The following is a 23616-nucleotide window of genomic DNA, read 5'->3' on the forward strand; positions in this document are numbered from 1 at the left end:
GTGGGGCACGGTGGGTTCTCCTTCTGAGGTTTGGTCGTTGGCGCTTCCAAACTACCAGAAAAACTCACTGTGTCCCTTCTTTTTTACCCCTCCTTCAGGGTGGTGCATTTTGAACTAGAATTCATCCTCCACTACCAATGGAGCCACGACCAGCGCATGGTCAGGGTGGAATGGATGCGGTAAAGCTATACCCCACGCCGCCTGAAAAGACAAAGGCCCCCTTGCCGAGTTCGACAGGGGGGGCCTTTTTACAGTCATACAAAATGGATTATCGACGGAGCGGATCCAGCAGGTATTCGAGCCCGTTGGCCTTGATCTCGTACATGCATTGCAAAAGCTCGCCCAGTTCACCCTCGGGGAACCCCTGCTGCCGGTACCAGACCAAGTACGGCTCGGGAAGGTCGGCGATCATGAGACCAGCGAACTTCCCGAAGGGCATCCTGGTCCGCACCAGCTTGATGAGAAAACCGGGATCGGGAGTTATCTCTTCCAAGACCGGCCTCTTCTACTTCTTCGGGAGCTTGGCTTTCAAGAGATCCCCGAGGGTTCCCATCCCCTTGGGAGCCTCGGCGGAGGCCTTGCGGAACGCCTCCATGCTGTCGCTCTGCTCCTGCTCGGCACGGCTTACCGACGCGAGCGACAGCGAAATCCTCCGCTGCTCGCGGTCGACGCCTTCAACTTTGACCTCGATCTCCTGCCCCTCCGAGAGTACCTCGCGGGGGTGCTGGATCCTCTTTCCGGCACCAAGCTTGGATATGTGAATGAGGCCGTCGATCCCGCTGGCCAGCGTCACGAAGGCGCCGAACGGGGTGAGACGTGCCACCTTGCCGTTGTGGAAGGAGCCTTCCGGGAAGGCCTTGGCCGCCTCTTCCCACGGGTCGGGCAGGGTGTCCTTGAGCGAGAAGGAGAATTTCTCCTTGTCCCAGTCCACCGCCTTCACCACGACTTCAACCTCCTGCCCGACCGACAGTACCTCGGAGACGTGCTTGACCCTGGTCCAGCCGATCTCGGAGACCGGCAGCAGCCCTTCCACCGCCCCGATGGAGACGAAGGCGCCGAAGTCGCGCAGCGAGGTAACGGTCCCGCGCACGCGGTCGCCCGCCTTGAGGGTCTCCTTGAGAGCCTCTTTCTCCTGCCGCTGCTGCTCCTCAAGGAGGGCACGGTGGGAGAGGATGATGTTCCTGCCGTTTTCGGCGTACTCGGTGATGCGGAACTGCATCTGCTTGCCGATGAAGGCCTGGCTGTCCTCCACCCTTCTCAGGGCCATCTGGGAGAACGGGCAGAAGGCGCGGGAACCGGCAACCTTGACCTCGAAGCCCCCCTTGACCTCTTTCTCGACGACACCTTCGACCGGGATACCCGCGGCGAACGCTTCCTCGAGTTGGGCATTGCCGGCGGCGGCAGCACCTTTGCCACCTATCTTGGTGGTGAAACGCATCTCGTTGTTGCGCGAAGAGATGAACCAGGCGGTGACTTTGTCCCCTACGTTGACGGTGACGTGGCCGTCGGCGTCGGTCAACTCCTTGATGTCGAGGACCCCTTCCCCTTTGCGGCCGGTGTCCAGAAACACCCAATCCTTGGCGATCTTGAGGACGGTGGCCTCCACCTTGTCACCAGGGCTCAAGCGGCCAGTGTCTTTCTGGCTCTTCTCGAACATCTCGGCGAAACTTTCCTCTTCGGTCTCCATCTCTTCCCTGTGCTCGTTGTCCATTTGTAAGTACCTCATCCAGTATTGGTAGCTCTTCGGTAGCCAGTGAGCATACAGGTCTCCCCGCGCCCTTGTCAACCGACTTGCCTCAAAGCTTGCTTCACTTTTTCATTCCCGTAATTCTACCACAAAGCTCGCCGGCAGACATATTCACGTTAAAGGCCGAAACACCCACGGCCGATACGGTTACTGTTGATGATCTGACAGCGCCAGTAAAAGGGGGAAATCCATGGGAATACTTGTCTGTTACGATGACTTCACCTATGACATCGTCGACGACCATCAACTCTCAAGCCTGGTAGAATCGGGATCCATCTTAGGGTATGACAGGTCCGCAGACTGGGTCAAGACCGAAGCCAAGGAGCTGACCTTCTCCTCTCCCCCTCAACCACAAAAGATCGTGCGGGAAATAGCGTAGGTCGCGGTGCCATCTTCCCCGCCCCCCTCTCCGGGCGCCCCCCCTCCCCTCCTGCGGATCTATGGTAAGATAATTCGGTACTCTACCATGGACGCAGGAGGCGGTCATGACTTTGCCGTTGGCTTTGAAACGGGTCTCCGATACGATCTGGGAACTCCCCATCACCCACAAGGAGGGGATGCTCGTTCCCGCCCGGATATTCGCCACCGAGAAGTTGATCAACGAGATGGACGCCGGCGTCTTCGAGCAGGTCGCCAACGTCGCCACCCTCCCCGGCATCCAGCGCTACGCCTACTGCATGCCGGACGGCCACTGGGGATACGGCTTCCCGATCGGCGGCGTCGCGGCCATGGATCCCGACAGCGGGGTGATTTCACCGGGAGGGATCGGCTTCGACATCAACTGCGGCATGCGTCTGGTGCTCACCACCCTCACGGCCGACGAAGTGATCCCGAAACTCCACCGCCTGGTGGACCGCCTTTTCACCCGGATCCCTACCGGTGTCGGTTGTCATGGTTTCGTGCGGTTAAACGAGGACGAGTTCGCCTCGGTCCTCGAGCAGGGATCCCGCTGGTGCCTCAAGCGCGGCTTCGCCACGCCGGAGGACCTGGAGATGACCGAAGAGGGGGGCTGCTTCTCGGGGGCTGACGCCTCCACCATCAGCAAGAAGGCGATCGAGCGGGGGTACAACCAGCTCGGCACGCTGGGAAGCGGCAACCATTACTGCGAAATCCAGGTCGCCAAACCGGAGAACATCATGGATCCGGAGCGCGCCGCAGCCTTCGGCCTCACCATCCCCAACCAGGTGGTGGTGATGTTCCATTGCGGCAGCCGGGGATTCGGCCACCAGGTGGCGACCGATTACCTCAAGGTCTTCCTCGCCGTGATGGAGCGCAAGTACGGGATCAAGATCGTCGACCGCGAGCTCGCCTGCGCCCCCTTCCACTCCCCCGAGGGGCAGGCCTATTTCAGCGCCATGAAGTGCGCGGTCAACATGGCCTTTGCCAACCGCCAGGTGATCCTGCACCGGATCAGGGAGGTCTTTTCGGAGGTGTTCCAACGCTCCCCGGACGAGCTCGGCATGAACATGGTCTACGACGTGGCCCACAACACGGCGAAACTGGAAAACCACCTCATCGACGGCCACCGCCGCGAGCTGCTGGTGCACCGCAAGGGTTCCACCAGGGCCTTCCCCCCGAGCGGCTACGGCATCCCCGAATGTTACCGCAAGACCGGGCAGCCGGTCATCATCGGCGGGAGCATGGAGACCGGCTCCTACCTCCTGGCCGGGATGGAGAGCGGGATCGATACCTTCTATACCACCGCCCACGGCAGCGGCAGGACCATGAGCAGGCATCAGGCCATGAAAAGCTTCCGCGGCGACAAGCTTCAGCGCGACATGGAGGCCCGGGGTATCTACGTCCGGACCGACTCATTCGGCGGTCTTGCCGAGGAGGCGGGTGACGCCTACAAGGACATCGACGAGGTGGCGGAAACCACTGAGCTGGCGGGCCTCAGCAAGCGGGTCGCCAAGCTGGTGCCTATCGGGAACATCAAGGGTTAGAGCTCCTGGGGAGGACGACATGCCGTACGAGTACCGCGGAGACATCGCCGCCGCCGATATCGCCTTCAACGCCTGGGGGCGCACCCTGGAAGAACTATTCACCGACGCCGCCAAGGCGACCCTGCAGGTGATGATGGAGGATCCGGACGAGATCCGGCCAAGCGTGAAGATTGACGTCGAGCTGGAGCAGACCAGCGAGGAAATGCTCCTCTTCGACTTTCTCAACGAGCTGATCTTCTACAAGGACGCCCGCAGGCTCTTCCTCCTCCCGACCCGGCTCGCCATTGCCGCCACCGGCAATGGGTTCAAGGTGTCGGGTATCCTAGAGGGGGAACAGATAGACCCGAAGCGCCATCGGGTGCAAACCGACGTGAAGGCGGTCACCATGCTGCGCTTCTCTTTGGAAAAAGTGGATAAGGGGTGGCGGTGTACCGTCGTTCTTGATGTGTAAAGTCGTTACATGAAACCACCGGAAGTGAGTTGATACGTTAGCGAGCGTGCCATCACCTATCCGGGGCAACCTACCCTTCGTCACCCTTCGTCACCCTCACCACCTCATCCTCACCACGTCATCCTCACCACGTCATCTTCACCACGTCATCTTCACCACTGGTTTACTCACCACTTCTTTGCGGCGGCAACCTCGGCTCTACCGTAGTGGCGGTGAGTGGTGACGTTAGCTCAGCGTATCGTGAAGGATGGGTCAGCGATGTGTTCGCCGCGGCAGACCGGGCACTTGCCGGGGGCTTTGAGACGTTCGCGCTTGCGGAACTCAAAACCGCAGTCGAGGCATTGGGCGGGAACCACCGCAAGCTCTCCGTGCAACGCGGTCCGGACATGCTCGAGGTGGTCCAGGACATCCTTTTCCGATATCCCTATCTGACCGGAGAGATCCCTAGCGGTAAGGGTCTCACCGGTCAGCAGGACGACGATCTCCTGCCTCAAGGTCTCCGGCCTCTCCACCAGGGTCGTTGGCCTCTTGGCGCGGCTCTTCATGGCACCCCCATCGCATCCCAGCGATAAGCTACCCGGTTACCATCAGGTTGTTGACGACCTTGTCGACGCCGAACACGAACCAAGCGTCGTTCTCGGCGGCGCTGCGGCTGCTCTCCGACGCCACCGCCCCATCCAGGGTCACCACCCGATTCCGGCAGTGAATGGTGACCTGCGAGGCGTTGACCATGGGATCCTTCTCCAGAACCAGCCGGAGCAGGTCTCCCAGTTCCTCGTCGTTATCATCCATGGGGTAGGAAAGCTCCATCCCGTTCACCACGTCCCGCGAGCCGGGAACCCACCAGGCAAGGACACCCGCCAGCCGCTTATGGGACAGGCTCTCGACGCTCCCGTTGAGGGTCACCACCCCGTCACTCACCTCGACCTCCATCACCCGCTGGGGGTCGTCCAGCACCCGGAGTGGCTCCACCTCCTGTTTAACCACCGCCCGAATCGTGTAGTTCCTGAAGGCCGGCTCCTCGATCAAGGTGTCGCAGACATGGTCACGGATGGCGCCGTCTTCCATCCGTTCCGAAGGCTCCACCCTGAGCCGGTCGACGATTCCCGAGACCGGCGAAGGTGAGGCGGCGATTTCCATTGCGAGCTTCTTCGCGGCGATGCCATCGACTTCGCCGGTAAGGGTAACCACCCCGTCGGCAAAGGTCATTTGAATGGCGTTGCTGTGGACTTTGATGCGAGGCTCGCGTTCCATGGCGGCTTGAATAGTTCCGATGACCTCTTCAGCACGAATCATGGCTTCCTCCTTTCGGGTGGCTGCCGTGCCAACGCAGGGGTGTCGATGTATCCGGCGATCTCGGCGTCGGCTAACGTGGTAATTCATAATGTATAATGGATACTGAAATTGTATCACGGAGGGGGGCGGGGGTCGATTGGGATGTCACGAGCGACAAAGCGTATACCTTGTTGATCCGGCTGTAACAATCACGTTATAATCAACTGAAGATGAAAGAAGACCAAGAACTCAACGAGGCCCAGCAGCATGTGTAAGAAGATTTTCATCGCGGCAACCGGCCAGCACTGTGGAAAGACGACCATCAGTCTTTCGCTGATGCACCTGGCAAAGAAGAAGTACGCCAGGGTCGGTTTCATCAAGCCGATCGGCCCCAAGGTCTCTGTCTTGGACGGGGTTGAGATGGATATGGATGCCGCACTCATTGCCTCTGTCTATGGCCTTGAGAAGGATCGGGCCCTGATGTCCCCCGTGGTCGTGGGAAGAGGCTACACCAAGAGATTTCTAAGCGGCGAGATCCCGCCGCAGATGCCCCTGCAACGGATCAGGGAGGCCTGCGCGGAGCTGGAGAGAAAGAACGATTTCCTCATCATCGAGGGTTCCGGCCACGGCGGGGTTGGTTCGGTGATCGGCATCAACAACGCCCAGATCGCCAAGGAACTCGGGGCTCCGGTCCTGATGGTGGCGGCAGGCGGGATCGGCTGCGTGATCGACTCGGTCGAGCTGAACCTTGCCCTCTTCCGCCAGCAGGGCGCCGAGGTCCCGATGGTGCTGGTCAACAAGCTCATTGCGGAGAAGCGGGCGGAATCCCTCGGCTACCTGAAGCAATTTTTCGAGGCCCGCAATCAGAAGGTGGCCGGTGCCTTCAACTTCTCGTCGGTACTGGCCAACCCGACCCTGATCGACATCTCCAAGCTGCTCCAGCTCCCGCTGCAAGGCGATCCCGGCGGGAGGAACCGCATCATCCACACCGTGCAGCTCGGGGCGGCTTCGTCGCAGAGGGTAATCGACAAGCTGCAGGAGTCGACCCTGCTGATCACCACCAGCTCCCGCGACGAACTCATCGTGACCACCTCCGCGCTCTACAACATCCCCGCCTACCGCGAGAAGCTGGCCGGGCTGATCATACCCGGCGCAGCACCGTTGTCGGCCATCAGCCAGAAGATCCTCGACGACAGCAACATCCCGTACATCCGCACCTTGAAGACCACCGGCGAGGTCTACACGACCCTGAGTGAGCATGTCTCCAAGATCACCGCGGACGACGAGGAGAAGATCAACCTGATCAAGTCCCAGGCGGAGAACGTCTTCGACTTCCGGGTGATCGACGCCATCGCGCGATAGTCTTACCCGGGTCGTCGTCGGCCTCACCCGATGGACTGACCCTTTCGAAGAACAAAAAAGGGGACCGGCACCTTTAACGGAGCCGCTCCCCTTCGTTTTTTGATCGGGCAGCCGCCTTACGAGCGGGTGCTGATGGAGTCATAGATCCCGAACGGGGTCGACTCTACCACCTCCACCGCGGTACCCAGCTCCCGCTCCAGGTCTTCCACCGTCAGGTCATCCAGAAAGACCCCCTCCCCTTCCTTCAGCATCACGTCCGGTACCAGGACCAGGTCCCCTAAAGGCTCCCCCTTCAGCGCCGCAACAATATCTTTGCCGCAGACTAGGCCGGTGACGGTGACACTCGGGCCGAAGAGCCGGTTGGGGATGGCGACCGGCCGGATGACGGCGCCGGTGGCGCTGCAAAGGCGCTCCAGGAAATCGGCCAGGTGACGGTACGGCGAGTGCCCGGTTACCACGGTCACGGTCAGCGGCTCCACTCTTTCCGCCTCCTCCAGCACCTCCTCCGCCTGAGAGAGGAAGAGCGGGATCATCCCGACCCCGTTCTCGATCTGGGGAAGGTCGCCGTAGCTCTCCAGGGGCGGAAAGGGGACGTTGCCTTTGAGGTAAAACTCGTCGGCCAGGAAGAGGAAAGGCTCGCCGAGCCTCGACTCCAGCTCGCGCGCCTTTTCCCCCCACTGCGCCACGAAGGCGGCGGCGAAGGACTCGTCCACCGGGGTCAACGGGGGAAGTCTCTTGCGGTGGCTGGTGAGTCCGACCGGGACCACCGCCAGCGAAGCCACGTACGGGTGCAGGGCGACCAGGTCGTTCACCGTCCTGGCAAAGGCCTCCCCGTCATTGAGCCCGGGACAGAGAACGACCTGGGTGTGCATGACGATGCGCGCCTCGGCAAGCTCCTTGAGGATACCGAGAATGGGGAGGATCCCTTTTTTGCCGAGCAGTTGCTCCCGCAAGGCAACGTCGGTGGCGTGCACGGAGATGTAGAGGGGGGACAGCCGCTGTTCCTTGATCCTCTCGATCTCCTCGCGCCCTATGTTGGCCAGGGTGACGTAGTTTCCGTACAGAAAGGACAGGCGGTAGTCCTCGTCCTTCACGTAGAGCGGTGCCCTCAGCCCCTTGGGGAGCTGATGGACGAAGCAGAATACGCACTGGTTCCCGCAGCGGGCGGGGGCGGGGGCGGGAAAAATGATGCCGAGGGGTTCCCCCTCTTCACGCTCCACCTCGAGCTCCCAGAGCTCTCCGTCGGCCTTCTCCACTTCCAGGACGAGCGCCTCGTCGGAGCCCAGGTAGTTGTAATCGATGATATCCCGCAGGGGTTCGCCATTGATGGAAAGCAGACGGTCGCCCGGATCAATCTCCAGTTCGTCCGCGATGCTGCCGGGCATGACCCTTTCCACGATAAGTCCGGACATCAGTCCTCCTTCTTATTTTTCCAGATACGGCATCTTATACTTTGGGGGGATTTACTGCAAGCGCGAGGGGAAAGCGGCGGAGTTCGTCGAGGGAAGGGTTGCAGGATGAGGTGCTCAAGGAAAACGGGCGAGATCCGCCCCGGAGAAATAAAAGGCGCCGGCCCATCGGAATGAGCCGGCGCAGGAGCTTGTCATCGAGGCGGGCATGACCGCCTCTAGAGAGTACGCACGTACTATTGGTGCAAGCGGAAGACGCCGTCCACGGAGGTGATGCTGCAAATGGCATGTTTGTAGATCAGGATGTCACCATGGACTTCCATCAGGACGGAGAAGTTATCAAAGGACTTGATGTGTCCTTCCAACTTCTCGCCCGACATCAACTGCACGAGTACCTTAACCCGCTCCTTGCGCGACTGGTTGAGGTACTGATCCTGGATGTTAAAAGGGGTTTTCGGCATGATTCCGCTCCTTTATGCAAAAAATTCTATGACATGCCCAAGGATAGTAGCAAAACTTCCAGGATAATCAAGCCAGTAAACATCTTTTTCCTTCCCGAACCACGTCATCTGCCTCTTCGCGTAACGCCTGGTGTCCCGTTTTATGAGATCTACGGCCTCGGAAAAGGAGATTTCTCCGGCGAGGTAGGCGGCGGCCTCCTTGTACCCGATGGAGCGCATGGCCTTGAGCTCCCGGGAGTAGCCGGCGGAGAGCAGTCCCTGGACCTCCTCGATCAGGCCTTCCTCCAGCATCCGGTCCACCCGCGCCTCGAGCCGCCGGTAGAGTTCAGGGCGCTCCACCTTGATGGCGATCTTCATGGCGTGGTAGTAGGAACCGGAGAAGCCGTGTTCGGAGCGGAACTCGGAGATGGGCCGGCCGGTCTGGGAGAAGACTTCCAGGGCGCGGATCAACCGGACGCGGTCGTTGGGGTGAAGCGGGGCAGCGGTGACCGGGTCGACCTCGGAGAGGCGACGCAGGAGCTCGGGTCCGGGGACATCGGCAAAAGCCTGGCGGAGCTCGGGGTCGCCGTGGGGGGAGTCGACCAGCCCGTCAAGGAGGGCGCGGATGTAGAGACCGGTCCCGCCGACCACGACCGCTTTCTTCCCCCGGGCGTCGATGTCGGCGATGACCTTGGCCGCGGCCTCCCGGAAATCCGAGGCGGAGAAATTCACCTCCGGCGAGACGATGTCGAGCAGGTGGTGCGGGACCCTTGCCCGCTCTTGGGGCGAGGCTTTGGCGGTGCCGATGTCCATCCCGCGGTAGATCTGCATGGAGTCGGCATTGACGATCTCACCGTCGATCCGCTCGGCGATCCTCAGCGCCAGCTCGGTTTTCCCACTCCCGGTCGGGCCACCGACCACGAGGAGCCTGATCTTCTTCTCCATCGAGCCTAGACCCTCTTGAACATCTTCTCGACCTCGGACAGGGTTAGCCGCTGCATGACCGGCCTGCCGTGGGGGCAGTTGCTCGAGAAGTCGGTCTGGTCCATCTGCCGGAAAAGGGCGGTAATCTCCTGCCTGGAGAGCGGCCTGCGCCCCCGGACCACGCTGTGACAGGCGATCCGGGCCAGGAGGTCTTCCTGGACATCGGTAAAGCTGCGGCTTCTGCCGAGACTCCCCAGCTCCTCGAGGATGTCCCTCAGGGTGCGGAGGTAGCCGGTGGAGGAAAGGATCTGGGGGACCCCCTTCAACAACCAGGTATTGCCGCCGAATTCGTCGATCTCGAACCCGAGGCGTCCCAGTTCCTCGAGGTGTTCCTTGAGCACCGCCGACTCCTGGTAACTGAGCTCGATCGGCTCGGGGAAAAGGAGCCCCTGGCTGTCCACCTCGCGAGCGGCCAATTCGCCCTTCAGCTTTTCGAACGCCACCCGCTCGTGGGCCGCGTGCTGGTCGATCAAGACGAGATCGGTGCCGTGCTGGCAGAGGATGTAGGAGGCGTTGAACTGCCCGATGACGGCGAGGGACGAGAAGTATCCCTGCGCGCTCTCCTCCTGTGCTGGCAGGGGCTCCGGTGCGGCAATCGGCTCAGGAGGGGGAGTGGCACCCGCGGGGCCAGTCCGTTCGGCGGGCTCAGCTACCCCGGCCGGAGGGGGAGTGGCTTCGAAGGTGCCGGTTCCCGGTAGCGGCTCTTTGGTCGGCTCGCGATTGACCGCGGGCCTCGACGCACCCCTTCCCATTTCGGATCCTGGCTCACTCCCGGCGGAACCGGGTTCGGTGCCGGATTGCTGCGCAGGCGGTGGGAAAGCGTCCTCCCCTCCTTTGGCCGCCGCCTTGTCGGGAGAGGGCTGAAAATGAGGGCGCAAAGCCGGCTGAGGGCGGGGCTGGTAATTGACCAGCAGCTCCCGGACCTCGGCCACCCGCGCGGCGCTGACGTCGGAGATCGCAGCACCGGTGGAAGCGGCGGATACCGGGGCGCCCGCCTCACCAGGTGCCGGCTCTCGTTCACCTGTGGTTGCGGCTTCCTTCTTGTCGGCCGAAGCGAGGGGGAGCGGGGACTGTGAGGGACGGGTCGACGGGGCACCGGTGGACGAAGTGGGCCAGTTGCCCCGGCTGACAGATGCAGCAGGGGATGCAGTCACCCCACTGGCGGCCGGCTTGGCAGCGCTTGCCGATGTTGGCGATGTCACCGATGATCCAGCAGAACCGGAGCGGGCCACCGGCTGACGGATCAGCCACGGCGTCTCCTTTAGCACCGACTCCACCGCGAACTGTATCGCGTCGTGTACCCGTCCCTGCTCCCGGAACCGGACCTCGTGCTTGGTCGGGTGCACGTTCACGTCCACTTCTCCTGGATCGATGTCGATGAAGAGAGCCACCACCGGGTAGCGTCCCCTTTCCATGAAGTTCCGGTACGCCTGGAGGACGGCGTGCTGAACCACCTTGTCACGTATGAAGCGGCCGTTTATGTAGGTATAGAGATGGCTTCCCGCACTGCGGCTGCACTCCGGTGCCGCCACCAGCCCGCTTACCTTGAGACCGCTGTCGTCCTGGTAGGAAACGGGATGGAGAAAGCCGGCGATCTGCCGCCCCAGCATGGTGGCGACCCGGGTCTTCAGGTCGCTGTCGAGAGCCCGGAAGACCTGCTTGCCGTCGTTGAGGTAGGTGAAACGGACATCGGGGCGGGAGATGGCCAAACGGGTGAGGAGCTCGCCGACGTGGCCCCCCTCGGTCTCGGCGCTCTTCATGAACTTCAGCCGTGCCGGGGTGTTGAAGAAGAGGTTCCTGACGGCAATGACGGTCCCCGCCGCCATCCCGCACTCCTTGACCTCCTTGATCCGTCCTCCCTCTGCGTAGATCTCGGTCCCCTCCACCGAATCGGGGGTCCGGGTGGCGATGGTCAGGCGGGAGACGGAGGCGATGGAGGGGAGCGCCTCGCCGCGAAAGCCCAGGGTGGAGAGGGAGAAAAGGTCGGCGTCGGTGGCGATTTTTGAGGTGGCGTGCCGCTCCAGGGCCAGGAGCGCGTCCTCGCGGGACATCCCGCACCCGGTATCGGAAATCCGGATCAGTTTCCGCCCTCCCCCTTCGATCTCGACCACCACCTCCCTGGTCCCGGCATCCAGGGCGTTCTCCACCAGCTCCTTGGCCACGGAGGCCGGCCGCTCGACGACCTCGCCGGCGGCGATCTTGTTGGTCAGGTTCTCGGGAAGGATTCGTATCTTGGTAGCCAATGCACCCCTCGCTAGACGTCTCATTTGAAGCCGACCCAAGATACCTTAACCTCCCCGGCAATGCAAATCCCAATCCGCGGCCAGGCATTGCGGTGAGATTAGCAGATGTTAAATTCTAACTATGAACCGTCTTTCCAACATCGCCAGCTCCACCATTGCCTGCCTCGTCCTGGGCCTGCTTTCCGCGCCACCGGCTCCTGCCTCGGTTGCACCCTCCCGCTACTCGGCGGCGTCCTACCTCATCAAGATCAACGACCGCACGGTCCTGGAAAAGAATCCGGACCGCCGTCTCCCTCCGGCCAGCCTCACCAAGATCATGACAGCCTTGCTTATCATGGAAAAATGCCGTATGGACGAGGTGGTGACCGTAAGCAAGGGGGCCGCGCGGGAGACCGGGAGCAGGATAGGCCTGCGGCGCGGGGAGCGGCTCAAGGTGCGCGACCTGCTGGCCGCCACGCTCATCGCCTCGGCCAACGACGCCTGCCGGGCGCTGGCCGACCACGTCGGCGGTAGCCAGGGGGAGTTCGTGGGAAAGATGAACGCCAAGGCCAGGGAGCTCGGCCTTGCCAACACCCGCTTCGCCAACGCCTGCGGCCACGACGATGCCTCGCTCTATACGACCGCACACGACCTGGCGGTGCTCGCCGAGCATGCGGTTGATATCCCGTTTTTCGAGGAGCTGGTATCCCAAAAGAGCATGAGGATCTCCACCGTCAACGGAAGGCGCAGCTTTCAGCTCCGCAATAAGAACCGTCTGATCGGGCGCTATCCCGGAGCCTATGGCGTGAAGACCGGCACCACTCCCCGGGCGGGGCAGTGCCTGGTGGCCCTGGCCAAGCGGGAAGACCGGAAGGTGTTGCTGGTCCTTATGCGTTCGCAAAACCGGTGGAAGACGGCTCCCGCCATGCTGGACGCCGCCTTCCGCGTTTCGACATCTGCCATGCGATCAAGGGAAGTAAAAGGAGGGAGTGATGAAGCATTACCGCAAGGAGCTCTGGTTCGAAATCAGGAAGCGGCGTGGACTGGTGAACATAACGGGGGACGTGGAGAAAGCGCTGTCGGAAAGCGGCATCCGCGAAGGTCTGCTCCTTTGCAACGCCATGCACATCACCGCAAGCGTCTTCATAAACGACGATGAAAGCGGGCTGCACCAGGACTTCGAGCAGTGGCTCGAAGGGCTCGCCCCGGAGAAGCCGTACTCGCGCTACCGGCACAACAACACCGGCGAAGACAACGGCGACGCCCATCTCAAGCGAACCATCATGGGGCGCGAGATCGTGGTGGCGGTCACCGAAGGGCGGCTCGACCTCGGCCCCTGGGAGCAGATCTTCTACGGAGAGTTCGACGGCCTGCGCCGCAAACGGGTCCTGATCAAGATCATCGGCGAGTGATCTAACCATGGCCGAGGCGTCCCCTAACGGCCCGCCCCGCCCTCCGTGGGCTTACCTTTACTTGGCTTACCTATCGCGGTGCTGACCGCGCCACCTTAAACCCCATACACTTTCGCGGCTCCCCTTCACGCCTCATCCCCTTGAGGGGGGGGCGATGGTGTCCGCCCGGCAGGAGGAATCGATGAACGCCAGCAAAAGCGTTACCCTCCCCGCAGTCAGCTTGTTGAAGACCGCCCTCTTCCTGCTCATGCTTTTCCTGGCGACCATCTCCCACGCCTCCGATCTCCACCTCGACTACATAACGCTTCCTCCCGGTTTCGCCATCGAGGTCTACGCCCAGAATATCCCCGGGGCCCGCTCGATGAGCCTAGGTGCCAAGGGCACCCTCTTCGTGGGCTCACGCGGGGAAGGGAGGGTCTACGCCGTGGTCAACGGCGGCACGCCGAAGGCCAAGGTTTACACCATAGCGAAGGGGCTCAGGGAGCCCAACGGGGTAGCCTTCCGGAAGGGATCGCTCTACGTGGCCGAGATCAACCGGGTGATCCGCTTCGACAACATCGAGGAGCATCTCGCCACCCCGCCGCGCCCCGTGGTGGTCAACGGCACCTTCCCGGACAAGAGCCATCACGGCTGGAAGTTCATCCGCTTCGGCCCCGACGGCAAACTCTACGTCCCGGTCGGTGCCCCCTGCAACGTCTGCGAGTCGAAGGATCCCCGCTTCGCCTCCATCATGAGGATGAATCCCGACGGCAGCCAGTTGGAGATCTTCGCCCACGGAATCCGCAACACGGTCGGTTTCGACTGGCACCCGGTAACCCGCGAACTCTGGTTCACCGACAACGGGCGCGACTGGATGGGAGATAACCGCCCCCCCGATGAGCTCAACCGGGCGCCTAAGGCGGGACTTCACTTCGGCTTTCCGTACTGGCACGGGCGCAACATTCCCGATCCCGAGTTCGGCTCGATGATGAAGAAGGATGCCTTCGTCACCCCGGAGGTTGAACTCCCCGCCCACGTTGCGGCCCTGGGAATGCGCTTTTACACAGGGAGCATGTTTCCTTCCCAGTACCGCGACCGGGTCTTCATCGCCGAGCACGGCTCCTGGAACCGGACCACGCCGACCGGCTACCGGGTATCGATGGTCGCCCCCAGGGGAGAAGGAGGCGGGAGCTACCAGGTCTTCGCGGAGGGTTGGCTTCACCAAGGGAGCGCCTGGGGGCGTCCGGTGGATGTCCAGGTACTGCCGGACGGAAGCCTGCTGGTATCTGACGACAAGGCCGGCGTCATCTATCGGATCAGCTACCGGAAGTGAGGTGGCGAGGCGGGGAAGAGGCGATGGTCGCAGGCGGACAGGACGGAGAAGCGGCCGATAAGGGCGGCAAGCGCAGGTTTACTTCGTGCAGCGGACCACCAGCACCGTGATGTCGTCGGGCTGCGGGTCCGGAGTCTCGGTGAGCGCGATGAGGGAATCGACCATCTCCTCGGCGCTCTCCAGGCCGGCGAGCCGGTTGGCCAGGATCTGGTTGGTCAGCGACAGGTGAGGGTTGGCATCGATCAGGCCGTCACTGTAGAGAACCAGCACGTCGCCCCGGTCCAGCTTGATCCTCCCCTCCTGGTAGATTTCTCCCCCCTGGACGCCGAGGGGGAGCCCCCGCGGGGAAAGCCCGGTCACGGTACCGTTGGCGCGGCGGACGAACACATAGCCATGGCCGCAGTCCACGAAGCTGAAGGTCTTGTGGCCGGCATTCAACTGGCCGTGAAAGAGGGTCACGAAGCTTTCGGAGTTCTCCAGGTCGGCAAAGAGTGCCTTCTCCGCCAGGTGGAGCGCCTGGGCCGGCGTGTTGTAGAGGGTCACCGCGTGGAGCGCCGCCCGGACCGTGGCCATCAGCATGGCCGCCGCCATCCCCTTCCCCATCACGTCCCCGAGGGTGAGGTAGAAGATGGTGGGGGTAACCTTCTGCCAGTCGTAGAAATCCCCTCCCACCTGCTTGGCCGGCAGGCAGCGGGCCGCGACGTCGAAACCGGGGACGTTCGGCTTGGTGCGGGGAAGGAGTTTGTCCTGGATCTCCGCCGCGTACTTCAGTTCCACCTGGAGCTGGTAACGGCGCAACTCGCTTTCCCGCAGGGCGGCCTCGGCCTTCTTTCGCTCGCTGATATCCCTGAAGATCGAGACGTTGCCGGTGGCGACCCCCTGGCTGTCAAACCGTTTCATGGCATACTGCTCGCCGATAAAGACCTCGCCGTTTTTCCTGCGGAACTCGAGCTCCAGCAGCTTCCCCTTCTGCCCCCCGTAGAGGTCGAAAAACTCCTCGCCGGTGCGCCGGAATTCCCCGTCCTTGGCGTACAGGATGCTGATGCTCTGGTCGACGACCTCCTCCGTCTCATAGCCGAACACCTCCTGGAGGGCCGGTTGGTTGACGTGCAGGATCCTGCGGTTGTCGTCGGTGACGGCGATCACGTCCCGGATGCTGTTGAAGAGGTTACGGTAATCCTCGGCGCGCTTCTCGATCTCGAGGTAGGCCTGCTCCAGCTCTTTCTCGGTCTGCCGTTGTTTGGCCCGCTCCTGGGCCTCGGTCAGCGCCCGCTGCACCGCGGGAGTGAGGCGGGAGAGCCGGTTCTTGAGGACGTAGTCGGTGGCCCCGCTTTTCAACGACTCGATAGCCGCTTCTTCCCCCAGTTTTCCGGAGACGAAGACGAAGGGGAGATCGGGAAGGATCGCCCGGACCATGGCGAGTGCCGTCATGCCGTCGAAAGCCGGGAGGGCGAAGTCCGCGAGGATGAGGTCCATTCCGCCGCGCTGGAGGGCGGCCTCGAACTCCTCCCGGCGGGAGACCACCTGTACCTCGCACGCCAGCCCGTCGGCCTGGAGGGTCATAAGGACCAGCTCTGCATCCATGGGGTCATCTTCGAGGTGAAGAATGCGCAACGGTTGGGTCATGAATCGCCCCTCTTGAGGGTCGTTGGAGGAGGTTCGTTGATGATGGCCCAGAAGGCCCCGAGTTCCTTGACGGCTCCGATGAACTCGCCGAAGTTTACCGGCTTCACCACGTAGGCGTTGACGCCGAGCCGGTAGCTTTCCACCACATCCCTCTCTTCCCGGGACGAGGTCAGCACGACTACCGGAATGAACCGCAGCTTCGGGTCCGTCTTGATGGTCCGGAGCACCTCGAGGCCGTCCACCTTGGGGAGCTTGAGGTCCAGCAGGATGACGGCGAGGTTACCGTCCGGCCTTGCCTGGTAGGCACCTCGGTTGTACAGATAGTCCAACGCCTCGGCGCCGTCCCTTACCAGGTCGACCCCATTGGCGAGATTATGCTCAGAGAGTGCCTCCATGGTGAGTTCTGCGTCGTTGGCATTGTCCTCAACCAGAAGGATCCGTTTCAATCGAACCATTTGCCAGCCTCCCATCCGACCTCGACGGTCAGCAACTGTAATTAGTCTACCACATTCTGAAGATCATTAGCGGCTTGAGAGGGAGGGGAGACGACACCGAAGGCGGCGGGTGAATTTCAGCCGGGGAGACTGTCAAGAGGAGGAATTTTCTGGTAGTCTTTTCCAGTGCTATGACTTTTCGGTAAAGGGAGGATAAATGAAACCTCATGCAATTTCCATTTTGGCCCTGTTGACCCTGGTCCCTGTTACACCGGCGATCTCCGCCGGCGAGATCACCTCTCCCCCGGCTACCGGCCAGAACCTGGGTGCGGTCACCGGTGGCCACTTCGGCAAGGCCGCCCCGGTCATCCAGAAGAAATGCGTCTCTTGCCACAGCGCCAAGCGGATCGAGGAGGCTATCGCCGCGGGCAAGGACATGAAGAAGATCCAGCAGCGCATGGAGCAAAAAGGGGTGAAGCTGTCGGCCAACGACAAGTCGGTCCTCGGGATCTTCTGGCAGCAGACCCCGCTCAAGAAGAAGTAATCCCCTCCCCGATGCCGGGGTTCCACCACCCGTGATAGCTGAAGGGGACGTGGTGCCGCAGGCGCACGACCGCGACCGGCCCATCCGCCAGGCACTCGGCCCTCAGGATGGCGAGGGAACTCCGCCTGCTCTTGCTGTCGTACACCTCGGTCAGAAGGTAACCCGGCTCGTCCTTTTCCCCTTCGGTATAAAGACGGCCCGGCAGCGGCACGAAGACGGGCTCGGTCAGGAAATGGCCGGGCCCGAAATCGTATCGCTCCAACCGCCCGCTTGCGAAGTCGAACCGGCACACCTTGGTCCAGAAGAAGTCTCCCGGCCTCGCGTCGATGAAGTAGGCAAAGCGGTGGGAAACTCCCCTGCGCAGTTCGTTGACCCTCGGCCATTCGTAATTCCCCCCCTGCTCCACGATTTCCTGCTGCACCGTCCCTCTCGCGGGATCGATCCGGTAGCGTCGCAGGGCACCCGGGTAGGCATGCTCCCCCGGGCGCCCCTGCATGACCGCCGAGGCCACCGGGTCCCGCCCGACGAAGTGGTCGGGATTGCGGTAGGCGATGAAATCCGCCACCACTGATTCCCCCCGGTCGTAGGCATTCACCGAGTGCCACATGTAGGAGGCTTCCGTCTCCATGAGTACCGGCTCCCCCCGCAGGCTTCGATCGAACAGGAGCAGCAGGTTCCCTTTTTCCGGGTGCCATGACAGCGCCTCCACCATGCTCTTTCTCCCGAGCAATACCGGCCAGAAATCCATCTCCACCGGATGAAGCGACAGGAGCAGGTATCTGCGCGTTACGAACCAGTCGTGCAGGTATACCTTCCGTGGCATCGGAAGAAAACGGTGGGCTCTCAGCGATCCGTCGGCAGCGAAGATGGTCAGGTGCAACTGGGGCGTAGGACCGTAGAGGATCCCGAAGTGGAGCCAGTCGCCGGAGATGGGGTCGAACTTGGCGTGAGCGGCGTAGATGGTGAATCCTTCAGGGAGTCCGAGCCGGGATTCCCCATAGGTGGACAGGGTAACCGGGTCCATCTCGTAGGGGAGCGCGCACTCGTCGAAGGCGTAAAGCCTGCCGCGCCAGGGAAAGACGGTGATGCCCGCCTGCCCCAGGAAGTTCATCCGCAGGAAGTTTCCCCAGAAGCCGCCTGGCGCCTGGGTGCTCCAACTGGGATAGACGAAGCGCCCGGCGGCCTCCTCGTCGATGAACTTGCGGGTACGGACGAACCGGTTGCGGTACCAGACCCCGTCGTCCCGGAAGACGAAGGCCTGGACCATGCCGTCGCCGTCCAGCAGGTTTCGCTTGCGTAGACCGCCGCGGTCGAAAAGGGCCGGGCCATTTCTGAAGAGGGTCCCGCGCACCTCCGCGGGGAGTTCCCCCTCCACCTCGGGGGAGTAGCCGTATTCCTCTCGCAAGGTGGTGGCCAGCCCAAGGTAGGGCCTCGTGGGGTCCCCGAAATCGGGAAAGACGTCCTTCTTAAGCGGAGGGCTGGAGGCGCACCCTGACAACAGCATGGCCAGGGAAGCCTCCGCCCCGAATGTCAGTAGGTGGCGACGTGAAAGCATCGATCCCCCAATCCGCCCGGCACGGGGAGGTATGGTATACTTCTCAAATATTATTTTTGACCAATAAAGGATGCCATGAACGAGCGCGGAACGCCACGCGAAAACCGCCAAGTACAGTTACGGCGCCTGAGGAATTACTCGATCTGGCTCGGGGCGTTCTGGACCATGCTGGTGGCCATTTCGCTGATCATCAGTTACCGGCATCAGCAGGAGGAGGCCCACTCCATCATCCTGGCCGAGGCGAGGGCAGCGCTCGCCAAGGATCTCCACTACCGCGACTGGGCAGAAAGCTACGGCGGCGTGTACGCCCCGGTCACCGGCAAAAACCAGCCCAATCCCTACCTCGCCAACCATCCCGAACGCGACATCACCACTCCATCAGGGAAAAAGCTTACCCTGGTGAGTCCCTCGGCCATGATCCGGCAGGTCTTCGAACGGGCCCGCAACCACCCGGAAGTCAGCCAGGGGCACATCACGAGCCTCACACCTCTGCGCCCGGAAAATGCCCCGGATCCCTGGGAGAGTAAGGCGCTGCATGCCTTCCAGCGGGGGGCCTCCGAGGTGAGCGGCATCGAGACCGTCGACGGTATTACCTACATGCGTCTGATGCGCCCCATGATGGCCCACGATCCCTGCCTGACGTGCCATCACGCCGACCTGAGGATCGACGGTCTCACGGTGCGGGGAGGAATCAGCGTCTCCGTCCCCGTCGCCCAGGTCGAGAAGGCGATGGAAACCACCATGGCCTGGATTGCCGTGGGGCACCTCTTCTTCTGGGCGATGGGGCTTACCGGGATCGGCGTGGGGGCGAGAAACCTGATCAAGAAGGCGGCGGTCATCGAGGAGAGCGAGCTCCGGTTCAGAAGCACCTTCGAGCAGGCCCCCATCGGGATCGCCCACATGTCTCCGGAGGGACGGCTGAACCTCGTCAACAGGCGCTTTTGCGATATCGTCGGCTGCCCCCCCAGCGAAATGCTGCAACGAACCATTCAGGAGATCACCCATCCCGACGACCTGCAGGCCTTCGAGGACCATGTCCGGCTCCTGCTGGAAGGGAAGATCAAGACCTATACGGCGGAGCAACGCTACCGGAGAGCCGACGGTTCCGCGGTCTGGACCATCCTCACCCTGTCCCTTGTTCACGGAACCAAGGGAGCCCCTGCCTACCTGATCGGGGTGGTGGAGGACATCACGGAGCGCCAGAAGCTCGAGGAACAGCTGCACCAGTCGCAGAAGATGGAATCGATCGGTGCCCTGGCGGGCGGTGTCGCCCACGATTTCAACAACATCCTCACCGTCATCATCGGCAACGCCGCCCTGATGCAGATGAACCTGGCCCGGGACAGCCAGTTGATGCCGTACCTCCAGCAGATGCTCGACGCCGCCGAACGCGCCGCAGGGCTCACCCGCGGGCTCCTCGCCTTCAGCAGAAAGCACGCCATCTCGCTGGTACCGGTCGATCTCAACACGGTGCTCCAGGACATCAAGCGGCTCCTCCTCATGGTCATCGGCGAGGAACATGAACTGGTGATTACCCCTTCGTCCGAAAAGCTGACGGTGCTGGCCGATGTGGGCCAACTTGAGCAGGTGCTGATGAACCTGGCGGTGAACGCCCACGATGCCGTCCCCGTAGGAGGAAGGATCTCCATCAGTACCGGATGGGAAACGATCGACAGCGAAAGGGCTGCCGCCGCAAACGTCACTCCCGGCACCTATGCGACTATCGTCTTCTCCGACAACGGCAGCGGAATCCCAAAGGAGAACCTGGAACGGATATTCGAGCCGTTTTTCACCACCAAGGCCCCCGGCAAAGGAACCGGCCTCGGGCTCTCCATCGTCTACGGCATCGTTCGCCAGCACAACGGCCACATAAAAGTCTACAGCGAGGTGGGGTACGGGACCACCTTCCGCATCTATCTCCCCCTCACGCGCGAGGCCCAGCTCGCCGAGGAGGAGACCGCTCAGCTCTTCCCGCGCGGCTCCGAGACGATCCTGATTGCCGAGGACGACGAGAATGTCCGCAAGATCGTGGTCGATGTCCTCGAGGCGTATGGATACCGCACCATAGTTGCGATCGCCGGTGACGATGCCGTGGCGAAATTCAGGCAGCACCAGGATGAGATTGCCCTCGCGTTCGTCGATGCCATCATGCCGCGTAAAAACGGCTGGCAGGTCTACGAGGAGATCCAGAAGATCCGGCCGGGGGTGAAGGTACTCTTCACGAGCGGCTACACCGACGAAATCATCAGGAAGGAGAACATCATGGCCGACAAGGCCCAGATTCTTACCAAACCTGTCCCCCCCTCGCTGCTGCTCACCAAGATCCGCGAAACGCTCGACTCATGATTGCGAATCCCTCGGTTTTCCTCGAGGGGACGTGTACCGTCGCATTACAGGTGGCGCCTTTTCTCCGGTCGCACCATCTCGATCCAAGGTGACGTCGACCGGGTATCCCCGCTTTTCCCTGATCGCCTGCAGCAGCTTGGAAAAATCGGTCCAGGCCACCAGCGATCTTTTGGAGAGCAGCCGAAGCGCCTCTGCCGCTGCCCTTTCCCCTCCCGCCGCATCATGGCTCTCGACGTACACCCTTCCCCCCTGAAGCGTCACCTTTACCGGCTGGTTGACGACCACCACTCTCGTTCCCACCGGGACTTCCCGGTAAAGTTCCACAATGTCTTCGGGATAGAGCCTCAGACAGCCGTGGCTTGACCGGCTTCCGACCCCCCACGGGCGGTCCGTGCCGTGGATCAGAATGTCTTTGGCGGACAGCCTGAGCGCATGGGTACCCATTGGGTTGTCGGGGCCGGCAGGAACGATCTTTGGCAGGGCGGGTTGCTCCCTCCTGATCGAGGGGGGGACGTGCCACGCGGGGTGGAATATTTTCTCCACCACCCGGTAGCTCCCCGCCGGGGTGTCACCTTGTTCGCCGATCCCCACCGGATAGGTGATCACCTCCCCCTGCCGGCCACGGGGAAGGTAGTACAGCCGGAACTCGGGGAGGTTGATGACAAGGGACGGCCGAAAGGGGACCTGGGGGAGGATCCACCAGCTCGGGATGGTGACGGTAGCTCCGGTTGGCGGGATGAGAGGGTCGACGCCGGGATTGGCAGCGGTGATCCCGTTCAATCCCAAGTCGAAATGACGGGCGATCTCGAAGAGTGACTCGTTTTTATTCACGACATGGGTATCGAGGCGGCCGAAGAGCTCCCCCTCTATCCTGAAGGTACCAGCCGACAAGGGGGAAGCGGGAAGCCCGAAGATAAGGACACTTAAGAGGAGAAAAAGCCGGGATGAAGAGGAGTTTGCTGCCACGGCTGGCGGGAAGTCCGCCTGCAAGTGAACCGGCGGCCTCACTTATAGCCTACTTCTTCTGACCGAGTTCGAACGATTTTATCGCCCGACGGGCAGCGCCCTCGGCACTGGAGGCCGCCGCCTCAGCGTTGCGGGCGGCGGTTTCCGCCCTTTGGGCGGCGTCGTTACTCCTTCTCTCGGTATCGGTCAACATTGCTCGATCCGGGGCTGGCAGTTCCATCGTCTTCGGGAGGGCATTGACCTGCCCTTCAAGGGTATTGGCCCGGTTCTCAAGGGCGTTGAGACGACCTTCCACGGCGGAGATCCTCTGATCTAGCGTGTTTTGCCGTGATTCAAGGACGTCGACCCGGCAGGATACGGGGGTGACCTGCTGTTTGACGAAACCTTTCGTCGCGCAACCAGCGAGGTAGAATCCCACAGTGAAAATAAGCAAACGTTCCAGGGACATGAGAGGCCTCCGCGTTGAGCAGGGATCGTTTCGCTGGAAGCGACAAGAGACTCGCCTCGACTTTTGGTTAATGCTATCCAATCCTGGGAGCATTGCAATGCTCCCAGCTCTAACAGCCGCAGTTGACGCACCTTCAGCACACGACATCCTATATTGGCGCCTACCAATCTTTCGCATGCGAGGTCCACCATGGAATTCAAGTTAACCAGCCCGGCGTTCAATCACGGTACCATGATCCCCTCCAAGTACACCTGCGATGGCGATAACGTAAGCCCGTACCTGGTTGTTCATGGCGTACCAGCGGAAGCCAAATCACTGGCCCTGGTAGTGGAGGATCCTGATGCACCATCAGGGCTCTACATTCACTGGCTGCTGTGGAATATCCCGATCGAGGTAAAGGAAATCAAGGAGCACACGGTCCCGTTTAATGCAGTGGAAGGTTTGAACAGTAATCAAGGGTTTGGCTACGAAGGTCCGTGTCCCCCGTCCGGGACCCACCGTTACTATTTCCGCCTCTACGCCCTCGACATAAAACTGCGCTTGAAAGAGGGAGCGCTGAGAGCCGATTTGGATGCCGCAATGGAAGGCCACATTCTAGGGGCCGCTGGGTTAATGGAAACCTACTCCCGCACCAACAATGCCCCGATCTGAAAGAGAGAAAATCCGCCTGCAGAGCCAGTTGGCAAATACCTCGCAGACCCACGCCAGTCACGGCTTGGCAGGGATGAGAGATTTGCAATTTTAGTGCAGTAAGGGTACAGTATAATCAAAAGGAAGGTGAGACCGAGATTGGGTGCTTTTGCTCCCACGCCAGCTATAAACCTCTTAGCCAGGCGCGAGTAGAAGCAGGTAGCAGTATTCACCAAGGCACCTACTAAAATTCAAAGAAAGGGAAGGTGACTTCTCCAAGGCAAGGGCTGGCGTAGTTAGAATGCCAGCTCTTCGCATATCCAGGGGAGGAGAATCCACAGAGGAAGGTAGGGCGAAAGGTTGGGTGAAGGGCAGAGTTGAAAGCAAAAGCCCCGCGCTGGATAACCAGGCGGGGCTTTCTATTAAATTCCCTGCGGCGACCTACTCTCCCACACCGTTACCAGTGCAGTACCATCGGCCCTGAGAGGCTTAACTTCCGTGTTCGGGATG

The 23616-nt window shown here is 61.6% G+C and carries 23 protein-coding genes and 1 rRNA gene; 10 read left to right on the forward strand and 14 right to left on the reverse strand.

Features of this window, described 5'->3' with window-relative positions; translation table 11 throughout:
* Positions 1–268: 268 nt before the first annotated feature.
* Positions 269–493 carry a DUF3820 family protein gene (locus tag ACYVL5_RS22325; protein WP_460597771.1) on the reverse strand — a complete coding sequence of 75 codons (225 nt, stop codon included), beginning with the start codon at positions 491–493 and terminating at the stop codon, positions 269–271.
* A gap of 12 nt (positions 494–505) precedes the next feature.
* Entirely contained in the window at positions 506–1711 is a 1206-nt protein-coding gene (gene rpsA, locus ACYVL5_RS22330; protein ID WP_460597772.1) for a 30S ribosomal protein S1, read from the reverse strand.
* Positions 1712–1937: 226 nt separating this feature from the next.
* On the opposite strand from rpsA, the gene ACYVL5_RS22335 reads away from it, so the two are divergent.
* The 3 genes from ACYVL5_RS22335 (at position 1938) to ACYVL5_RS22345 (ending at position 4141) form a co-directional block, all read left to right on the forward strand.
* A complete protein-coding gene (locus tag ACYVL5_RS22335; RefSeq protein WP_460597773.1) occupies positions 1938–2126 on the forward strand; it encodes a GSU3473 family protein in 189 nt (62 codons plus the stop codon).
* A 106-nt stretch (positions 2127–2232) separates the two neighbouring features.
* Positions 2233–3690 carry an RtcB family protein gene (locus ACYVL5_RS22340; protein ID WP_460597774.1) on the forward strand — a complete coding sequence of 486 codons (1458 nt, stop codon included), beginning with the start codon at positions 2233–2235 and terminating at the stop codon, positions 3688–3690.
* A 19-nt stretch (positions 3691–3709) separates the two neighbouring features.
* Positions 3710–4141 carry an archease gene (locus tag ACYVL5_RS22345; protein WP_460597775.1) on the forward strand — a complete coding sequence of 144 codons (432 nt, stop codon included), beginning with the start codon at positions 3710–3712 and terminating at the stop codon, positions 4139–4141.
* Between the two features lie 230 nt (positions 4142–4371).
* Here ACYVL5_RS22345 and ACYVL5_RS22350 read toward each other — a convergent pair whose 3' ends face one another.
* Together ACYVL5_RS22350 and ACYVL5_RS22355 are read right to left on the reverse strand one after the other, a co-directional pair.
* Positions 4372–4686, reverse strand: a complete 315-nt coding sequence (locus ACYVL5_RS22350) for a transcriptional regulator (RefSeq protein ID WP_460597776.1) — start codon at positions 4684–4686, stop codon at positions 4372–4374.
* Between the two features lie 28 nt (positions 4687–4714).
* On the reverse strand, positions 4715–5437 hold the full coding sequence (locus ACYVL5_RS22355) for a BON domain-containing protein (RefSeq protein WP_460597777.1): 723 nt from the start codon (positions 5435–5437) through the stop codon (positions 4715–4717).
* 246 nt (positions 5438–5683) lie between these two features.
* Here ACYVL5_RS22355 and ACYVL5_RS22360 point away from each other — a divergent pair, with 246 nt between their 5' ends.
* Positions 5684–6778: an AAA family ATPase gene (locus ACYVL5_RS22360; RefSeq protein WP_460597778.1), complete on the forward strand. Its 1095-nt coding sequence runs from the start codon at positions 5684–5686 to the stop codon at positions 6776–6778.
* A 116-nt stretch (positions 6779–6894) separates the two neighbouring features.
* Here ACYVL5_RS22360 and ACYVL5_RS22365 read toward each other — a convergent pair whose 3' ends face one another.
* The 4 genes from ACYVL5_RS22365 to mutL form a co-directional block, all read right to left on the reverse strand.
* Positions 6895–8190, reverse strand: a complete 1296-nt coding sequence (locus tag ACYVL5_RS22365; protein ID WP_460597779.1) for a DUF512 domain-containing protein — start codon at positions 8188–8190, stop codon at positions 6895–6897.
* 233 nt (positions 8191–8423) lie between these two features.
* The gene (hfq, locus tag ACYVL5_RS22370) at positions 8424–8648 is read right to left on the reverse strand and encodes an RNA chaperone Hfq (RefSeq protein ID WP_012529414.1); all 225 of its coding nucleotides are present in this window, start codon (positions 8646–8648) and stop codon (positions 8424–8426) included.
* Between the two features lie 12 nt (positions 8649–8660).
* Positions 8661–9572, reverse strand: coding sequence for a tRNA (adenosine(37)-N6)-dimethylallyltransferase (miaA, locus tag ACYVL5_RS22375; protein WP_460597780.1), 912 nt, complete (start codon positions 9570–9572; stop codon positions 8661–8663).
* Positions 9573–9577: 5 nt separating this feature from the next.
* On the reverse strand, positions 9578–11854 hold the full coding sequence (gene mutL, locus ACYVL5_RS22380) for a DNA mismatch repair endonuclease MutL (RefSeq protein WP_460597781.1): 2277 nt from the start codon (positions 11852–11854) through the stop codon (positions 9578–9580).
* A 121-nt stretch (positions 11855–11975) separates the two neighbouring features.
* On the opposite strand from mutL, the gene ACYVL5_RS22385 reads away from it, so the two are divergent.
* From ACYVL5_RS22385 to ACYVL5_RS22395, 3 genes are all read left to right on the forward strand, one after another.
* Positions 11976–12992, forward strand: a complete 1017-nt coding sequence (locus tag ACYVL5_RS22385) for a D-alanyl-D-alanine carboxypeptidase family protein (protein ID WP_460597782.1) — start codon at positions 11976–11978, stop codon at positions 12990–12992.
* Complete coding sequence (locus ACYVL5_RS22390) at positions 12898–13245, forward strand: secondary thiamine-phosphate synthase enzyme YjbQ (protein WP_460597783.1); 348 nt, start codon at positions 12898–12900, stop codon at positions 13243–13245. Before ACYVL5_RS22385 ends, ACYVL5_RS22390 begins: the two co-directional genes overlap by 95 nt.
* A gap of 181 nt (positions 13246–13426) precedes the next feature.
* Positions 13427–14557, forward strand: coding sequence for a PQQ-dependent sugar dehydrogenase (locus tag ACYVL5_RS22395; protein ID WP_460597784.1), 1131 nt, complete (start codon positions 13427–13429; stop codon positions 14555–14557).
* 78 nt (positions 14558–14635) lie between these two features.
* Here ACYVL5_RS22395 and ACYVL5_RS22400 read toward each other — a convergent pair whose 3' ends face one another.
* Both ACYVL5_RS22400 and ACYVL5_RS22405 read right to left on the reverse strand, forming a co-directional pair.
* Positions 14636–16183, reverse strand: coding sequence for a PP2C family protein-serine/threonine phosphatase (locus tag ACYVL5_RS22400; RefSeq protein ID WP_460597785.1), 1548 nt, complete (start codon positions 16181–16183; stop codon positions 14636–14638).
* Positions 16180–16638 (reverse strand): response regulator, encoded by a 459-nt coding sequence (locus ACYVL5_RS22405; RefSeq protein WP_460597786.1) that lies wholly within the window; start codon positions 16636–16638, stop codon positions 16180–16182. The genes ACYVL5_RS22400 and ACYVL5_RS22405 overlap by 4 nt, the downstream gene beginning before the upstream one ends.
* Positions 16639–16834: 196 nt before the next feature.
* Between ACYVL5_RS22405 and ACYVL5_RS22410 the strand changes: the two genes are divergently transcribed.
* Positions 16835–17161, forward strand: coding sequence for a cytochrome C (locus tag ACYVL5_RS22410; RefSeq protein ID WP_460597787.1), 327 nt, complete (start codon positions 16835–16837; stop codon positions 17159–17161).
* On the opposite strand, the gene ACYVL5_RS22415 is transcribed toward ACYVL5_RS22410, so the two are convergent.
* On the reverse strand, positions 17148–18665 hold the full coding sequence (locus ACYVL5_RS22415) for a carotenoid oxygenase family protein (protein WP_460597788.1): 1518 nt from the start codon (positions 18663–18665) through the stop codon (positions 17148–17150). The two genes, ACYVL5_RS22410 and ACYVL5_RS22415, sit on opposite strands and share 14 nt — an antisense overlap.
* Positions 18666–18791: 126 nt before the next feature.
* Between ACYVL5_RS22415 and ACYVL5_RS22420 the strand changes: the two genes are divergently transcribed.
* Positions 18792–21062: an ATP-binding response regulator gene (locus ACYVL5_RS22420; RefSeq protein ID WP_460597789.1), complete on the forward strand. Its 2271-nt coding sequence runs from the start codon at positions 18792–18794 to the stop codon at positions 21060–21062.
* Here the strand turns inward: ACYVL5_RS22420 and ACYVL5_RS22425 are convergent.
* Positions 21057–22028 carry a L,D-transpeptidase family protein gene (locus ACYVL5_RS22425; RefSeq protein WP_460597790.1) on the reverse strand — a complete coding sequence of 324 codons (972 nt, stop codon included), beginning with the start codon at positions 22026–22028 and terminating at the stop codon, positions 21057–21059. The genes ACYVL5_RS22420 and ACYVL5_RS22425 overlap by 6 nt on opposite strands.
* A 49-nt stretch (positions 22029–22077) precedes the next feature.
* Positions 22078–22476, reverse strand: coding sequence for a hypothetical protein (locus ACYVL5_RS22430; RefSeq protein ID WP_460597791.1), 399 nt, complete (start codon positions 22474–22476; stop codon positions 22078–22080).
* A gap of 189 nt (positions 22477–22665) precedes the next feature.
* Between ACYVL5_RS22430 and ACYVL5_RS22435 the strand changes: the two genes are divergently transcribed.
* Positions 22666–23127: a YbhB/YbcL family Raf kinase inhibitor-like protein gene (locus tag ACYVL5_RS22435; RefSeq protein ID WP_460597792.1), complete on the forward strand. Its 462-nt coding sequence runs from the start codon at positions 22666–22668 to the stop codon at positions 23125–23127.
* A gap of 407 nt (positions 23128–23534) precedes the next feature.
* Here the strand turns inward: ACYVL5_RS22435 and rrf are convergent.
* A 5S ribosomal RNA gene (rrf, locus tag ACYVL5_RS22440) occupies positions 23535–23616 on the reverse strand; the annotation flags it as partial.

Source organism: Geomonas sp. Red276, assembly GCF_054784495.1.